This window comes from Citrobacter sp. RHBSTW-00944, assembly GCF_013615435.1.
GTDB lineage: Bacteria > Pseudomonadota > Gammaproteobacteria > Enterobacterales > Enterobacteriaceae > Citrobacter > Citrobacter braakii.
On sequence record NZ_CP055418.1, the window covers coordinates 2009296 to 2026563 of the forward strand.

At 52.1% G+C, this 17268-nt stretch carries 15 protein-coding genes; all 15 read left to right on the forward strand.

Going from position 1 to position 17268, the window contains the following annotated elements:
• The first annotated feature begins 3 nt into the window (after positions 1 to 3).
• Positions 4 to 750 carry a colanic acid biosynthesis glycosyltransferase WcaE gene (gene wcaE, locus HV334_RS09505; protein WP_019077134.1) on the forward strand — a complete coding sequence of 249 codons (747 nt, stop codon included), beginning with the start codon at positions 4 to 6 and terminating at the stop codon, positions 748 to 750.
• 9 nt (positions 751 to 759) lie between these two features.
• A complete protein-coding gene (gene wcaF / locus HV334_RS09510) occupies positions 760 to 1314 on the forward strand; it encodes a colanic acid biosynthesis acetyltransferase WcaF (RefSeq protein WP_016153587.1) in 555 nt (184 codons plus the stop codon).
• A gap of 24 nt (positions 1315 to 1338) precedes the next feature.
• On the forward strand, positions 1339 to 2460 hold the full coding sequence (gene gmd / locus HV334_RS09515) for a GDP-mannose 4,6-dehydratase (protein WP_047499634.1): 1122 nt from the start codon (positions 1339 to 1341) through the stop codon (positions 2458 to 2460).
• A gap of 2 nt (positions 2461 to 2462) precedes the next feature.
• Positions 2463 to 3428, forward strand: coding sequence for a GDP-L-fucose synthase (locus HV334_RS09520; protein WP_047499637.1), 966 nt, complete (start codon positions 2463 to 2465; stop codon positions 3426 to 3428).
• Between the two features lie 2 nt (positions 3429 to 3430).
• Positions 3431 to 3910: a GDP-mannose mannosyl hydrolase gene (locus HV334_RS09525; protein ID WP_047499639.1), complete on the forward strand. Its 480-nt coding sequence runs from the start codon at positions 3431 to 3433 to the stop codon at positions 3908 to 3910.
• Positions 3907 to 5133, forward strand: coding sequence for a colanic acid biosynthesis fucosyltransferase WcaI (gene wcaI / locus HV334_RS09530; protein ID WP_181221551.1), 1227 nt, complete (start codon positions 3907 to 3909; stop codon positions 5131 to 5133). Before HV334_RS09525 ends, wcaI begins: the two co-directional genes overlap by 4 nt.
• Complete coding sequence (gene cpsB, locus HV334_RS09535; protein WP_181221874.1) at positions 5133 to 6569, forward strand: mannose-1-phosphate guanyltransferase; 1437 nt, start codon at positions 5133 to 5135, stop codon at positions 6567 to 6569. The genes wcaI and cpsB overlap by 1 nt, the downstream gene beginning before the upstream one ends.
• Before the next feature lie 127 nt (positions 6570 to 6696).
• Positions 6697 to 8067 (forward strand): colanic acid biosynthesis phosphomannomutase CpsG, encoded by a 1371-nt coding sequence (cpsG, locus tag HV334_RS09540; RefSeq protein WP_181221553.1) that lies wholly within the window; start codon positions 6697 to 6699, stop codon positions 8065 to 8067.
• A gap of 54 nt (positions 8068 to 8121) precedes the next feature.
• Positions 8122 to 9516, forward strand: a complete 1395-nt coding sequence (gene wcaJ, locus HV334_RS09545) for an undecaprenyl-phosphate glucose phosphotransferase (protein WP_016156914.1) — start codon at positions 8122 to 8124, stop codon at positions 9514 to 9516.
• A 1-nt stretch (position 9517) separates the two neighbouring features.
• The gene (wzxC, locus tag HV334_RS09550; RefSeq protein ID WP_181221555.1) at positions 9518 to 10996 is read left to right on the forward strand and encodes a colanic acid undecaprenyl disphosphate flippase WzxC; all 1479 of its coding nucleotides are present in this window, start codon (positions 9518 to 9520) and stop codon (positions 10994 to 10996) included.
• A 23-nt stretch (positions 10997 to 11019) separates the two neighbouring features.
• Positions 11020 to 12300: a colanic acid biosynthesis pyruvyl transferase WcaK gene (wcaK, locus tag HV334_RS09555; protein WP_047359119.1), complete on the forward strand. Its 1281-nt coding sequence runs from the start codon at positions 11020 to 11022 to the stop codon at positions 12298 to 12300.
• Positions 12297 to 13517 carry a colanic acid biosynthesis glycosyltransferase WcaL gene (gene wcaL, locus HV334_RS09560; protein ID WP_181221557.1) on the forward strand — a complete coding sequence of 407 codons (1221 nt, stop codon included), beginning with the start codon at positions 12297 to 12299 and terminating at the stop codon, positions 13515 to 13517. Before wcaK ends, wcaL begins: the two co-directional genes overlap by 4 nt.
• An 11-nt stretch (positions 13518 to 13528) precedes the next feature.
• Entirely contained in the window at positions 13529 to 14923 is a 1395-nt protein-coding gene (gene wcaM / locus HV334_RS09565; protein WP_181221559.1) for a colanic acid biosynthesis protein WcaM, read from the forward strand.
• Positions 14924 to 15071: 148 nt separating this feature from the next.
• Positions 15072 to 16067 (forward strand): SDR family oxidoreductase, encoded by a 996-nt coding sequence (locus tag HV334_RS09570; RefSeq protein ID WP_181221561.1) that lies wholly within the window; start codon positions 15072 to 15074, stop codon positions 16065 to 16067.
• A 237-nt stretch (positions 16068 to 16304) separates the two neighbouring features.
• A complete protein-coding gene (gene galF / locus HV334_RS09575; RefSeq protein ID WP_181221563.1) occupies positions 16305 to 17198 on the forward strand; it encodes a GalU regulator GalF in 894 nt (297 codons plus the stop codon).
• Positions 17199 to 17268: the final 70 nt, after the last annotated feature.

The window sequence follows — 17268 nt, forward strand, 5'->3', positions numbered from 1 at the left end:
CGCATGCTGCTCAGTATTATTACCGTCGCCTTTCGTAATCTGGAAGGGATCGTCAAAACTCACGCGTCGTTAGCTCATCTGGCGCAGGCGGGTGATATCAGTTTTGAGTGGATTGTTGTTGATGGCGGCTCCTCTGACGGTACCTCGGCCTTTCTTGAAGGGCTCAGTGGAGAGCACCGGTTACGGTTTGTCAGCGAGCCGGATAAGGGCATCTATGATGCAATGAACAAAGGTATCGCTATGGCGCGCGGGCGGTTTGCGCTGTTCCTCAACTCCGGGGATATTCTGCATGCAGATGCGGCTCATTTTATCCGCCAGCTAAAAACGCAGAGCGATAAAGCGATGGTCATTGGCGATGCGTTGCTGGATTTCGGTAATGGTAACAAAATTAAGCGGCGGGCCAAGCCGGGTTGGTATATTTATCACAGCCTTCCCGCCAGCCATCAGGCCATCTTCTTTCCTCTCTCTGGACTGAATGTCTGGCGCTATGATTTGCAATATAAGATATCGTCTGATTACGCACTGGCAGCCAAATTATACAAGTCAGGTTACGCGTTTAAAAAGCTGAGCGGGCTGGTGTCAGAGTTTTCCATGGGTGGGGTGTCAACGACGAATAATCTGGAATTGTGCCGGGATGCAAAAAAGGTACAGCGCCAGATATTACACATGCCAGGGTTTTGGACCGGGTTGTCAGAATATTTACGTCTGCGCACAACCGGTAAAACAAAAACCTTATATGGAAAAGCGTAAGGGTACATTATGCAGGATTTAAGCGGCTTCAACGTGCCGGGAGGTTTTCGCGGCGGCGGTGCCATTAAAGTGCAATTATGGTGGGCAGTGCAAGCCACATTATTTCGCTGGTCCCCACAGGTAATGTATCGCTGGCGTGCGTTTTTATTGCGAATGTTTGGCGCAAAAATAGGAAAAAACGTAGTTATTCGACCTTCAGTAAAAATTACTTATCCGTGGAAATTAACCCTGGGAGATTATTCCTGGGTGGGTGATGACGCGGTTTTATATACGCTGGGTGATATTACGATTGGTGCGCACGCGGTTATTTCGCAAAAAAGTTATTTATGCACCGGGAGTCATGATTATGCCAGTCAACATTTTGATATTAACGCCACACCAATTGTAGTTGGTGATAAATGCTGGCTGGCGACAGATGTCTTTGTCGCGCCTGGCGTGACGATTGGCGATGGCACCGTCGTCGGAGCACGCAGCAGTGTATTTAAATCGCTGCCAGCCAATGTCGTTTGTCGGGGAAATCCCGCAATAGTCACACGCGAACGCGTCGAGAAAGTTACTCCCTGAGGGGATCATTTAAGAGGTAATAACATGTCAAAAGTCGCTCTCATCACTGGCGTAACCGGGCAGGATGGTTCTTACCTGGCAGAGTTCCTGCTGGAAAAAGGGTATGAAGTACACGGTATTAAGCGCCGCGCTTCATCATTCAACACCGAACGAGTGGACCACATCTATCAGGATCCGCATTCGGGCAATCCCAAATTCCATCTGCACTATGGCGATTTGACGGACTCCTCCAACCTGACCCGTATTTTACAGGAAGTGCAACCGGATGAGGTCTATAACCTCGGCGCCATGAGTCATGTCGCGGTATCGTTTGATTCACCGGAATACACCGCGGATGTCGATGCTATCGGCACCTTACGTTTGCTGGAAGCTATCCGCTTCCTCGGCCTGGAAAAGAAGACCCGTTTTTATCAGGCTTCCACCTCTGAACTGTACGGTCTGGTACAGGAAATCCCGCAGAAAGAGAGCACGCCGTTCTACCCGCGCTCGCCGTATGCCGTTGCCAAGCTGTACGCCTACTGGATAACCGTCAACTACCGCGAATCTTACGGTATGTATGCCTGTAACGGCATTCTGTTTAACCACGAATCTCCGCGCCGCGGCGAAACCTTTGTCACGCGCAAAATTACGCGTGCGATCGCCAACATCGCGCAGGGGCTGGAGTCTTGTCTGTACCTGGGCAATATGGATTCGCTGCGTGACTGGGGGCATGCCAAAGATTACGTCAGGATGCAGTGGATGATGCTGCAGCAGGACAAGCCGGAAGATTTCGTGATTGCCACCGGCGTGCAGTATTCCGTGCGCCAGTTTGTGGAAATGGCCGCCGCTCAGTTGGGGATTAAATTGCGCTTTGAAGGTGATGGCGTGAATGAGAAAGGCATCGTGGTTTCCGTAACCGGACACGACGCGCCGGGTGTGAAACCTGGGGATGTCATGATTGCCGTCGATCCGCGCTATTTCCGTCCGGCAGAGGTGGAAACGCTATTGGGCGATCCGGCCAAAGCACATGAAAAACTGGGCTGGAAGCCGGAAATCACGCTGCGCCAGATGATCTCGGAAATGGTTGCCAACGATCTTGAAGCAGCGAAGAAGCATTCCCTGCTGAAGTCGCACGGTTACGAGGTCGCCATCGCGCTGGAGTACTGAGGATGAAGACACAACGTATTTTTGTGGCGGGCCATCGCGGGATGGTGGGGTCCGCCATCGTCAGACAATTGTCGCAGCGAGATAATGTCGAGCTGGTGCTGCGTACCCGCGACCAACTTAACCTGCTGGACGCCAGTGCGGTGCAGGCGTTCTTTGCCACTGAACGTATTGACCAGGTTTATCTGGCAGCGGCTAAAGTTGGCGGGATCGTGGCGAATAATACTTATCCTGCTGATTTTATTTATGAAAATATGATGATTGAGAGCAACATTATTCATGCTGCGCATTTACATAACGTGAATAAACTGCTGTTCCTCGGATCATCCTGTATTTATCCAAAGCAAGCCACCCAGCCAATAGCCGAAAGCGAGCTGTTGCAGGGGCAGCTGGAACCGACCAATGAGCCGTATGCGATTGCCAAAATTGCTGGGATCAAGCTGTGCGAATCGTATAACCGCCAGTATGGCCGCGATTATCGCTCGGTGATGCCGACCAATCTGTATGGGCCGCATGACAACTTCCACCCGAGTAATTCGCATGTGATCCCGGCGCTGCTGCGCCGCTTTCATGACGCTCGAGAGCATAATACGCCGGATGTGGTGGTTTGGGGAAGCGGGACGCCAATGCGTGAATTTCTGCATGTTGACGATATGGCAGCGGCCAGTATCCACGTGATGGAGCTGGATCAGGAAGTCTTGCAGGAATATACCCAGCCGATGCTGTCGCATATCAACGTGGGCACCGGCGTGGACTGCACTATCCGCGAACTGGCGCAAACCATCGCGCAGGTCGTGGGTTACAAGGGGCGCGTGGTGTTCGACGCCAGCAAACCGGATGGAACGCCGCGCAAATTGCTCGATGTTACGCGTCTACATCAGTTGGGCTGGTATCACGAGATATCACTGGAAGCGGGGCTTGCCAGTACCTGGCAGTGGTTCCTTGAAAACCAGCAGCGCTACCGGGGGTAAGCATGTTTTTACGTCATGAGGATTTTGCCACCGTAGTACGTTCAACTCCGCTGATTTCCATCGATTTGATCGTGGAAAACACCCACGGTGAATTTCTGCTCGGTAAGCGTCTCAATCGTCCGGCGCAGGGTTACTGGTTTGTGCCCGGCGGTCGGGTGCAAAAAGATGAACCGCTGCACGTGGCCTTTGAGCGGCTTACTGAAGCGGAGCTGGGGTTACGTTTACCGCTGTCCGCTGCGGAGTTTTACGGTGTCTGGCAGCACTTCTATGACGACAACTTTTCTGGGGATGATTTCTCAACGCATTACATCGTGCTGGGATTTCGTCTGCGGGTGTCGGAAAACGACTTGCAACTGCCCAATGTCCAACATGATGCGTACCGATGGATGGCGTCTACACAGATTCTGGCCAGTGACCACGTACACGACAACAGTCGGGCTTACTTCTGTAAAACAAGTCAGGCCGGAGTACCCGGGCTATGAAGATCCTCGTGTATGGCATCAACTATTCGCCGGAGTTGACCGGTATCGGCAAATACACCGGTGAAATGGTGGAGTGGATGGCGCAGCAGGGGCATGACGTTCGGGTGATCACCGCGCCGCCTTATTATCCCCAGTGGAAGGTAAACGGCAGTTATTCATCCTGGCGCTACCGTCGCGAAGAGGGCGACGCCCTCGTCTGGCGTTGTCCGCTGTATGTGCCTGAGCAACCCTCAACGCTCAAGCGCCTGCTGCATTTAGGCAGTTTCGCCCTGAGCAGTTTTTTCCCGCTACTGGCGCAACGTCGCTGGAAGCCAGATCGCATTATCGGCGTGGTGCCGACGCTGTTTTGCACGCCAGGCATGCGCCTGCTGGCAAAGCTTTGTGGCGCACGTACGCTATTGCACGTTCAGGATTACGAAGTCGATGCCATGTTGGGGCTAGGAATGGCGGGCAAAGGCACGCGCGGTATGGTGGCAAAACTGGCCAGCGCCTTTGAGCGCAGTGGGCTGTTGAATATGGACCATATTTCGACGATTTCCCGTTCCATGATGCACAAAGCCATGGAAAAAGGCGTTGCGCCGCACAAGGTTATTTTCTTTCCGAACTGGTCAGAAGTGACGCGCTTTCGTGATGTGAGCGACGCCGATGCCCAGGCGTTGTCTCGGCAACTGGGATTGCCTGCCGATCAAAAGATCGTTCTTTACTCAGGCAATATCGGTGAAAAGCAGGGGCTGGAGAGCGTGATAGACGCAGCGGTCGAGTTGAGCGAATACCCCTGGCTGTTTGTGATTGTCGGGCAGGGCGGTGGTAAAGCGCGGCTGGAGAGTATGGTCAGCGAACGCGGCCTGAACAACGTGATGTTCTTTCCGCTGCAATCATATGACGCGCTGCCTGCGCTGCTCAAGATGGCGGATTGTCATCTGGTCGTGCAAAAGCGTGGTGCGGCAGATGCCGTACTGCCCTCCAAATTGACCAATATCCTCGCTGTTGGTGGTAACGCAGTTATTACTGCCGAACCTGAAACCGAGCTGGGTCAGCTTTGTGACGCTCACCCTGGCATTGCGGTGTGCGTGGAGCCGGAGTCGGTAAACGCGCTGGTTTGCGGTATTAAACGGGCATTGATGATGCCAAAAGTAAACACGGTGGCACGTGATTATGCCGAACGCACGCTGGATAAAGAAAACGTGCTGAGTCAATTTCTTGCAGATATACGGGGTACATGATGAGTCAAAGCAAACTCTTTCCGGTGGTGATGGCCGGTGGCTCAGGGAGCCGTTTATGGCCACTGTCCCGCGTGCTGTACCCAAAGCAGTTCCTGTGCCTGAAAGGCGATCTCACCATGCTGCAGACGACGATTTGCCGTCTGAACGGCGTGGAGTGCGAAAGTCCGGTGGTTATCTGTAATGAACAACACCGTTTTATCGTAGCGGAACAGCTACGACAACTGCACAAGCTGACTGAGAACATCATTCTCGAACCTGCCGGGCGTAATACGGCACCGGCGATAGCGCTGGCCGCGCTGGCGGCAAAACGTCAAAGTCCGGGTGAGGATCCGCTGCTGCTGGTCTTGGCGGCCGATCACATGATTGCCGACGAAGAGGCATTCCGCGAGGCGGTTCGCAATGCGATGCCCTATGCCGGAGCGGGTAAGCTGGTGACGTTCGGTATCGTGCCGGACCAGCCGGAAACCGGCTATGGCTATATCCGCCGGGGGGACGTCTCGCCGACGAATACTGACGCCGTGGCTTTTGAAGTGGCACAGTTTGTTGAAAAGCCCAATCTGGAAACCGCGCAGGCTTACGTGACGAGCGGCGACTACTACTGGAACAGCGGCATGTTCTTGTTCCGGGCCGGACGTTACCTGGAAGAACTGAAAAAGTATCGTCCCGACATTCTTGCAGCCTGTGAGAACGCCATGAGTACGGTCGACCCCGATCTCGATTTTATCCGCGTTGATGAACAGGCGTTTCTCGCCTGCCCGGAAGAGTCTGTGGACTATGCGGTAATGGAACGTACCGCCGATGCGGTGGTGATGCCAATGAATGCAGGCTGGAGCGATGTTGGCTCCTGGTCATCGCTGTGGGAAATCAGTGCCCATACCGCTGAAGGCAATGTGCATCACGGCGATGTCATAAGCCACAAAACGGAAAACAGTTACGTGTATGCCGAATCCGGCCTGGTGACGACCGTCGGGGTGAAAGATCTGGTGGTGGTGCAGACCAAAGACGCGGTGCTGATAGCCGATCGCAACGCGGTGCAGGACGTCAAAAAAGTGGTAGAGCAAATTAAGGCTGACGGGCGTCATGAGCATCATATTCACCGCGAAGTTTATCGTCCGTGGGGCAAGTACGACTCAATTGATGCCGGAGAACGTTACCAGGTGAAGCGAATTACCGTCAAGCCTGGTGAGGGATTGTCTGTGCAGATGCATCATCACCGGGCTGAACACTGGGTTGTGGTTGCCGGTACCGCGAAGGTGACAATCAATGATGATATCAAACTGCTTGCTGAAAACGAGTCTGTCTATATTCCGCTGGGGGCGACCCATTGTCTGGAGAACCCCGGGAAAATCCCGCTCGATCTGATTGAAGTGCGCTCCGGATCTTACCTCGATGAGGATGATGTGGTGCGGTTTGCGGATCGCTACGGGCGCGCGTAACACAACATCATCGTTGCCGGATGGCGGCGTGAACACCTTATCCGGCCTAAAAACTAACGGCTAGTCATTTTGTGAAAAATATCTCCAGTCAGGAGAGGGCTAACTGTTGCCTGAAGAAGGGGAAATCATGACGAAATTAACCTGTTTCAAAGCCTACGATATTCGCGGCAGGCTGGGCGAAGAGCTGAATGAAGAGATTGCGTGGCGAATTGGCCGCGCTTACGGCGAGTTCCTGAAGCCTAAATCTATTGTTCTGGGCGGCGATGTGCGTCTGACCAGCGAGACGCTAAAGCTGGCGCTGGCGAAAGGGCTGCAGGATGCGGGGGTGAATGTGCTGGATATTGGCATGTCGGGCACCGAAGAGATTTACTTCGCCACCTTCCACCTTGGCATTGACGGCGGTATTGAAGTGACCGCCAGCCATAATCCGATGGATTACAACGGCATGAAGCTGGTGCGGGAAGGGGCGCGGCCCATCAGCGGTGATACCGGTCTGCGCGACGTGCAGCGCCTGGCGGAAGCCAACGACTTCCCGGCGGTTGATGCGACAAAACGTGGCCACTATCAGCGTATTACTACCCGCGATGCCTACATCGACCACCTGCTGGGTTACATCAATCCCGGCAGCCTGAAACCGATGAAGCTGGTGCTCAACTCCGGCAACGGTGCGGCAGGTCCAGTGGTTGACGTCATTGAAGCCCGTTTTAAGGCGCTGGGGGTGCCGGTCGAGTTCATCAAAATTCACAATACGCCGGATGGCAACTTCCCCAACGGTATCCCCAATCCTCTGCTGCCGGAATGCCGGGCCGACACGCGCAATGCGGTGATTGAACACGGTGCGGATATGGGGATTGCCTTCGACGGTGATTTTGACCGCTGCTTCCTGTTCGATGAAAAAGGTCAGTTCATTGAGGGCTACTACATTGTCGGCCTGCTGGCAGAAGCGTTTCTGGAGAAGAATCCGGGGGCGAAAATTATCCACGACCCGCGCCTGTCCTGGAATACCGTGGACGTGGTGACGGCGGCAGGCGGTAAACCGGTGATGTCAAAAACCGGGCACGCGTTTATCAAAGAGCGCATGCGCCATGAAGATGCCATTTATGGCGGTGAAATGAGCGCGCATCACTATTTCCGTGATTTTGCTTACTGCGACAGCGGAATGATCCCGTGGCTGCTGGTGGCGGAACTGCTGAGTCTGAAAGGACAGTCGCTGGGTGAACTGGTCCGTGACCGGATGGTGGCCTATCCGGCGAGTGGGGAAATCAACAGCACGCTGGCAGAGCCGGCGGCAGCGATTGCGCGTGTGGAGCAGCACTTTTCCCGTGAGGCGCTGACGGTGGACAGAACGGACGGTATCAGCATGGCGTTTGTCGACTGGCGCTTTAATTTACGCTCTTCCAATACCGAACCGGTGGTGCGCCTGAACGTGGAATCGCGCGGAAATATTCCGTTGATGGAAGCGCGAACGCGCACTCTTCTGGCGTTACTGAATCAGTAATGCCGGTGCTTCCTTTGCCCGCTTATGGGCAAAGGGTGACTAACAGGAACCACGATGACACATCTAAAAAAGCGCGAACGCGCCAAAACCAATGCGTCGTTAATTTCGATGGTGCAACGCTTTTCAGATATCACCATCATGTTTGGCGGGTTGTGGGTGATCTGCGAATTAAGCGGTTTGCCTTTCCTGTATATGCACCTGCTGGTGGCGCTGATCACGCTGGTCGTTTTTCAGATGCTCGGTGGCATAACGGATTTTTATCGCTCCTGGCGCGGCGTCAAAATTTCCACTGAGCTGGTGCTGTTACTACAAAACTGGACGCTGAGCCTGATTTTTAGCGCAGGTCTGATCGCTTTTAATAACGATTTCGATAACCGTCTCGCCGTCTGGCTGGCATGGTATCTCCTTTCAAGCGTCGGCCTGGTGTTGAGTCGTTCGTTTATTCGCTACGGTGCGGGGTGGCTGCGTAATCGTGGTTACAACACCCGCCGGGTGGCGGTGGCTGGCGACCTGCCCGCCGGACAAATGCTGCTGGACAGTTTTCGCCATGAACCGTGGCTGGGATTTGAAGTGGCGGGGGTCTATCACGACCCAATCCCTGGAAAAAACTCCCGCGACTGGGCCGGTAATCTGCAACAACTGGTGGACGACGCCAAAGCTTCACGCATTCATAACGTTTATATCGCCATGTCGATGAGCGATGGCGCCAGCGTAAAAAAACTGGTGCGTGAGTTGGCCGACACCACCTGCTCGGTGATCCTCATTCCTGATGTCTTTACCTTCAACATCCTGCATTCACGGATTGAAGAGATGAACGGCGTTCCGGTCGTACCGCTGTATGACACGCCGCTCTCGGGGATTAATCGTCTGTTAAAGCGCGCGGAAGATATCGTGCTGGCTTCACTGATCCTGCTGCTTATTTCCCCGGTGCTGTGTGGTATTGCGCTGCTGGTAAAACTGACCTCCAAAGGTCCGGTGATTTTCCGCCAGACCCGCTATGGCATGGACGGGAAGCCGATCAAAGTCTGGAAGTTTCGCTCGATGAAAGTGATGGAGAACGACGCGGTGGTAACGCAGGCGACGCAAAACGATCCGCGCGTTACCCCTGTGGGAAATTTCCTGCGCCGGACGTCGCTCGATGAACTGCCGCAGTTTATTAACGTCCTGACCGGGGGGATGTCTATCGTCGGCCCACGTCCGCATGCGGTGGCGCATAACGAACAGTACCGCCAACTGATCGAGGGGTACATGTTACGCCATAAGGTGAAACCGGGCATTACCGGCTGGGCGCAAATCAACGGCTGGCGCGGTGAAACCGATACGCTGGAAAAAATGGAAAAACGTGTGGAGTTTGACCTCGAATACATTCGCGAGTGGAGCGTGTGGTTCGATATCAAAATTGTTTTTCTGACGGTATTCAAAGGCTTTGTGAACAAAGCGGCGTATTAACATGAGCTTACGAGAAAAAACGCTTAATGGCGCAAAGTGGTCGGCGATTGCTACGGTGATCATTATTGGTCTGGGACTTATCCAGATGACCGTCCTGGCGCGAATTATTGATAACCATCAGTTTGGGTTGTTAACCGTGTCGCTGGTGATCATTGCGCTGGCCGATACGCTGTCGGATTTCGGTATCGCCAATTCAATTATTCAGCGCAAAGACATCGGTTATCTTGAGCTGACAACGCTGTACTGGCTCAACGTTGGGCTGGGTATGGTGGTATGTGTGGTGATGTTTCTGCTTAGCGGGACGATTGCCAGCGTGCTCAATAATCCCGAACTGGCGCCACTCATCAAAACCTTATCGCTGGCGTTTGTGGTGATACCGCACGGGCAGCAGTTTCGCGCGCTGATGCAAAAAGAGCTGGCCTTCAACAAAATTGGCATGATTGAAACCAGTTCGGTGTTGGCCGGTTTTACCTTTACCGTGGTCAGCGCCTATTTCTGGCCGCTCGCGCTGACGGCCATTCTCGGGTATCTGGTGAACAGTACGCTACGAACGCTGCTGTTCGGCTATTTTGGTCGCCGGATTTACCGTCCGGGACTGCATTTTTCGCTGGCATCCGTTTCGTCGAACCTGCGTTTTGGCGCGTGGCTGACGGCAGACAGCATTATCAATTACCTCAATACCAACCTTTCCACGCTGGTTTTAGCCAGAACGTTGGGCGCTGGCGTGGCGGGCGGATTCAATCTCGCCTGGAACGTGGCGGTTGTTCCCCCGATCAAACTGAACCCGATTATTACCCGTGTCCTGTTTCCGGCGTTTGCCAAAATTCAGGACGATAGTGAAAAGCTACGGGTGAATTTTTACAAGCTGCTGTCGGTGGTCGGGATCATCAACTTCCCGGTACTCCTGGGGTTGATGGTGGTGTCGAACAATGTGGTGCCGCTGGTATTTGGCGAGAAGTGGAACGGTATTATTCCCGTCTTGCAACTGCTGTGCATTGTTGGACTGCTGCGCTCTGTGGGGAATCCGATCGGTTCACTGCTGATGGCGAAAGCACGGGTCGACATCAGCTTCAAATTCAATGTGTTCAAAACCTTTCTGTTTATTCCCGCCATTTTCATCGGTGGTCATCAGGCCGGGGCGATTGGCGTGACGCTGGGCTTTTTGCTGGTCCAGGTGATTAACACGATCCTCAGTTACTTCGTGATGATCAAACCTGTTCTTGGCTCCAGCTACCGCCAGTACATGCTCAGTCTGTGGCTGCCGTTATATCTCTCTTTACCTACCCTTGTGGTGAGCTATGCGCTGGAGGTAATGCTGCGCAGCCAACTGTCGCCAGGCGCGTTGCTGGGGATCCAGGTAGCGGCAGGAGCGCTGGCGTTTGCGGCGATGATTGTGGTGTCGCGCCATCCGTTAGTGGTGGAAATAAAACGCCAGCTTTGCCGCAGTGAAAAAATGAAAACCTTGCTTCGTGCAGGATAAGAACAACGCTTTAAGAGGTCATAATGAAACTATTAATTTTAGGCAACCATACCTGTGGGAACCGTGGGGATAGCGCGATTCTGCGCGGTTTGCTGGATGCCATTAACGCGTTGCGTCCTGAGACTGAAGTGGATGTTATGAGCCGTTATCCGGTGAGTTCTTCGTGGTTGCTGAACCGCCCGGTGATGGGCGATCCGCTGTATTCGCAGATGAAGCAACACAATAACGCCGCGGGCGTTATGGGACGCGTGAAGAAAGTGCTGCGTCGTCGCTATCAGCATCAGGTGCTGCTCTCGCGTGTCACCGATTCCGGTAATCTGCGCAATATCGCGATCGCCCAGGGGTTTACCGATTTTGTTCGTCTGCTGTCGCGCTACGACGCCATTATCCAGGTCGGCGGATCGTTTTTTGTCGATTTGTATGGCGTACCGCAGTTTGAACATGCTCTGTGTACGTTTATGGCGAAAAAACCGCTGTACATGATTGGCCACAGCGTGGGGCCATTCCAGGATGAACAGTTTAATCAACTGGCGAACTACGTTTTTGGACACTGTAATGCGTTGATTTTGCGTGAATCCGTCAGTCTGGATCTGATGAAGCGCAGTGCAATAAACACGGATAAAGTCGAAACCGGGGTAGATACCGCCTGGCTGGTAAATAACCATGATGAGGATTATGAGCCTGGTTATGCTGTACAGCACTGGTTACACATGGCGGCAAAACAGAAGACCGTTGCCATTACTCTGCGTGAGCTGGCTCCTTTTGATAAGCGTCTGGGGACAACGCAGCAGGCCTATGAGCAAGCTTTTGCTGGGGTAGTGAACCGCATCCTTGATGAAGGTTACCAGGTGATAGCGCTGTCAACCTGTACCGGTATTGATAGTTACAACAAAGATGACCGCATGGTGGCGTTGAACCTGCGCCAGTATGTTAACGACCCGGGCCGTTATCACGTGGTGATGGATGAACTCAACGACCTGGAGATGGGGAAAATTTTGGCTGCATGCGATCTGACGGTGGGGACTCGTTTACACTCGGCCATCATCTCGATGAATTTTATGACGCCAGCCATCGCCATTAATTATGAGCATAAATCGGCAGGTATCATGCAACAACTGGGGTTAGCAGAGATGGCCGTCGATATTCGCCATCTGCTCGATGGCAGCCTGGAAGGAAAGGTCGCCGATGCTCTCGGACAGCTACCTGAGTTGAACATACGTCTCGGCGACGCGGTTAGGCGTGAGCGTGAACGTGGGGTGAACATGGTGCAATCGGTTTTAACGCGTATTGAGGGGGAAAAATGAAGGTTGGCTTTTTCCTGCTTAAATTTCCGCTCTCCTCCGAGACCTTTGTACTCAATCAGATTACCGCATTTATCGACATGGGCTACGACGTGGAAATTGTCGCGTTGCACAAGGGCGATCTTGAAAATACCCATGCTTCATTTAATACCTACCGTCTGGGTGAAAAAACGCGCTGGTTACTGAATGAGCCGAACAGCAAACTGGCGAAGCTTAAGTATAGGGCAGTGGCGGCCCTGCGCGGTATTACCCGCTCAGCCACCTGGAAAGCGCTGAATGTTTCACGCTATGGCGATGAGGCGCGCAATCTGATTTTGGCGGCCATTTGTGGCGCGAACCCGCGGGCGTTTGAAGCGGATGTGTTTATCGCTCATTTTGGACCCGCAGGTGTAACGGCCGCCAAACTGCGTGAGCTTGGGATGATCCGCGGCAAAATCGCCACGGTATTTCACGGCATTGATGTTTCGCATCGGGATGTGCTTGCCCACTACACCCCTGAATATCAGCAACTGTTTGAACGTGGGGATTTGATGTTACCCATCAGCAACCTCTGGGCCGGACGTTTAAAAAATATGGGGTGCCCGCCGCAGAAAATCGCGGTCTCGCGCATGGGAATCGATATGACGCGCTTTACGCCCCGCCAGTTGAAATCGCCAGCCGCCCCGCTGGAGATTATCTCTGTCGCCCGGTTAACTGAGAAAAAAGGACTGCACGTCGCCATCGAAGCCTGTCGTCAGTTGAAAGAGCAGGGCGTTGCATTCCGTTATCGCATCCTTGGCATTGGCCCCTGGGAGCGTCGTCTGCGTACGCTAATTGAGCAATATCAACTTGATGATGTGATTGAGATGCCTGGCTTTAAACCCAGCCATCAGGTGAAGGAAATGCTTGAGCAGGCGGATGTCTTTTTGCTGCCGTCGATCACCGGAAGGGATGGCGATATGGAGGGGATCCCGGTGGCGCTGATGGAGGCGATGGCAGTGGGGATCCCGGTGATTTCCACCGTCCATAGTGGGATCCCTGAACTGGTCGAGTCGGGCAAGTCTGGCTGGCTGGCACCGGAAAACGATGCGCAGGCGCTGGCAGAGCGATTAGCGGCATTTAGCCTGCTCGACAGTGAGCAGGTGCAGCCGATTGTGCAGTGCGCGCGAGAAAAAATTGCAGCTGAATTTAATCAGTTAGCGATCAATAAACAGTTAGCCAGTCTGCTGCAAACGATGTAAATCGAGGTTGTATGTCAGAGAAAAAACTCTCACGCCGTACTTTTCTGGCGGCAGGCTCTGCGCTTGTCGTGCTGCATTCTCCCGTTGTTCGGGCGCTAGAATCACCGGGCAGCGTCAACATTCAGGATTACAACCCACAGGATTGGGTGGCTTCTTTCAGGCAGGCGTTCAAAGAAGGACAAACGGTCGTCGTACCAACAGGCCTGGAATGTAAGGATATCAATACCGCCATCGTTATCCCGCCAGGCAAAACGCTATTCCTGCAAGGGCGAATAAGTGGCAATGGCCGTGGGCGCTTTGTTCTGCAGGATGGATGCAAGGTGATGGGCGAGCAGGGCGGGAGCCTGAGGAACGTTACCCTCGATGTGCGGGGGTCGGACTGTGTGATAAAAGGGATTGCCATGAGCGGTTTCGGTCCGGTGACGCAAATCTATATCGGCGGTAAAACCTCGAGGCTGATGCGTAATCTGACTATCGATGATATTACCGTCACGCGCGCTAACTATGGCATTTTGCGTCAGGGTTATCATAACCGAATGGACGGCGTAAAGATCACGAACAGCCGTTTTAGCGATTTACAGGGTGATGCTATCGAGTGGAATGTAGCGATAAATGACAGCAACATCCTCATTTCTGACCATGTCATTGAACGTATCAACTGTACCAACGGCAACGTGAACTGGGGCATCGGCATCGGTCTGGCGGGGAGTACCTATGACAATACCTATCCTGATGAACTGGCGGTAAAAAACTTTGTGGTAGCGAATATCACCGGTACCGACTGCCGACAGCTAGTCCATGTAGAGAACGGCAAACACTTTATTATTCGTAATATTACCGCGCGAAATATCACCCCGGATTTCAGTAAGAAAGCGGGCATTGATAATGCGACGGTCGCTATTTACGGATGTGATAATTTCGTAATTGATAATATCAATATGGAGAATAGCGCAGGTATGCTCATTGGTTACGGCGTAATCAAAGGGCGTTATTTATCCATTCCACAAAACTTTAAGTTAAATAATATTCATCTGGATAATACGAAACGTGAATACAAATTGCGCGGTATTCAGATCTCCTCTGGTAATGCGACTTCATTTGTGGCGATCACCAACGTGGAAATGAAGCATGCCACGCTTGAGTTGCATAACCAACCACAGCACCTTTTTTTACGTAACATCAGGGTGATGCAGCAATCCGCGACGGGACCCGCACTCAAGATGCACTTCGATCTCCGTCAGGATGTGCGCGGCAAGTTTATGGCTAAACAGGACACATTACTCTCGCTGGCGAATGTTCAAGCGGTAAACGAAACCGGGCAAACCTCAGTTGACATCGACCGGGTAAACCATCAGGTGGTGAATGTCGAAGCGGTGAATTTTCGACTCCCGGGGGAGGAGAGGTAACCTCACTATAATCTTACTGGATATCATTGGCTAAAAGATTATAATCACACAATTACTGTTAAAGCTGGGACTGGGCAGCATTGACTACTCAGGGAAGACGCTCATCTTTATCATATGTTTCTTGTGTTACGAACAGACAAAGTGATTTATGAACGATAAAGTTTTGCTCATCGGTGCCTCTGGATTTGTGGGGACCAGACTCCTGGAGACGACTGTTGCGGATTTTGATATTAAGAATCTGGATAAACAGCAGAGTCATTTCTATCCGCAAATCACGCAAATTGGCGATGTTCGCGATCAACAAACTCTGGATCAGGCGCTTTCAGGCTATGACACAGTCGTTTTGTTAGCGGCTGAACACCGTGATGATGTCAGTCCTACTTCACTCTACTATGATGTGAATGTTCAGGGGACACGCAATGTATTGGCTGCTATGGAAAAAAATGATGTTAAAAACATTATTTTCACTAGCTCTGTTGCGGTCTATGGCCTGAACAAGATCAACCCTGATGAAAATCATCCTCACGATCCCTTCAACCACTATGGTAAAAGCAAGTGGCAAGCGGAAGAGGTCCTGCGTGAGTGGCATGCTAAAGCTCCAGATGAACGTTCGCTGACCATTATCCGCCCGACGGTTATCTTTGGCGAGCGCAACCGCGGCAACGTTTATAATCTGCTGAAGCAGATAGCTGGCGGTAAGTTTATGATGGTTGGAGCTGGTACGAATTATAAATCAATGGCTTATGTAGGCAATATTGTTGAGTTTATCAAGTATAAACTGAAGAATGTGACTGCTGGTTATGAGGTTTATAATTACGTTGACAAACCTGATCTCAATATGAATCAACTGGTTACAGAAGTTGAACAGAGCTTAAGTAAAAAAATCCCCTCAGCACACTTACCTTACGCTTTAGGCATGTTAGGTGGTTATTGCTTTGATATTCTGGGAAAAGTGACAGGCAAAAAATATGCCGTCAGCTCTGTGCGCGTGAAGAAGTTCTGTGCCACAACACAGTTTGATGCAACAAAAGTCCATTCCTCTGGTTTTGTCGCTCCTTACACATTGTCCCAGGGACTGGATCGCACTTTAAAATACGAATTTTTGCACGATAAGAAAGATGACATTACGTTTGTCTCTGAGTGATTGGTGTTTGTAGAGTGTCCGAGGCTTAGTTAACTACGATTTTTCGGAAATGTTATAAAATTGACGAGATTAGCTCGTTTCCGAAGAATCCGAGTTCACCTCGGTGCTGGTGAAGTGTAGAGTTTGCATTCGGTTTACCTTAACCCAGTTATTTCGTGTTAAGGATGGAGCCAGCAATACTGGCTAACGTACGGCTAAAGTCTATACTTTATCAGCCGTTAAGAGGTAGGAGAGAGAATGACTAATTTGAAAGCAGTTATCCCGGTAGCGGGCCTGGGGATGCATATGTTGCCAGCCACGAAGGCAATCCCTAAAGAGATGCTACCGATCGTAGACAAGCCGATGATTCAATACATTGTCGACGAAGTTGTAGCTGCAGGTATCAAAGAAATTGTTCTGGTGACTCATGCGTCTAAGAACGCGGTTGAGAACCACTTCGACACCTCTTACGAACTCGAATCGCTGCTTGAGCAGCGTGTTAAGCGTCAGCTATTAGCCGAGGTTCAGTCTATTTGTCCTCCCGGCGTGACTATTATGAACGTTCGTCAGGCACAGCTGCTCGGTCTGGGTCATTCCATTCTTTGTGCTCGCCCAATTGTTGGGGACAACCCGTTCGTCGTGGTGCTTCCTGATGTTGTTCTTGATACCGCGAGTGCGGACCCTCTGCGTTACAACCTGGCTGCCATGGTTGCCCGCTTCAATGAAACCGGGCGTAGTCAGGTACTGGCTAAACGCATGGAAGGCGATCTGTCCGAGTACTCTGTTATTCAGACCAAAGAGCCTTTAGACAACGAAGGTAAAGTCAGCCGCATCGTTGAGTTCATTGAAAAACCAGACCAGCCGCAAACACTTGATTCCGATCTGATGGCAGTAGGGCGCTATGTGCTGTCTGCTGATATCTGGGCAGATCTGGAAAAAACTGCTCCAGGGGCTTGGGGACGTATTCAGTTGACGGATGCCATTGCAGAACTGGCGAAAAAACAGTCTGTAGATGCTATGCTGATGACCGGCGACAGCTACGACTGCGGTAAAAAAATGGGCTATATGCAGGCGTTCGTGAAGTACGGGCTGCGGAATTTGAAAGAAGGGGCTAAGTTCCGCAAGAGCATTGAGAAGCTACTTAGCGAGTAGAGATTTACAGTTCTTCGTGACGGTAAGCCAGAAAAATAGCGGCAGCTAACATTCCAAAGCCTATGATTTA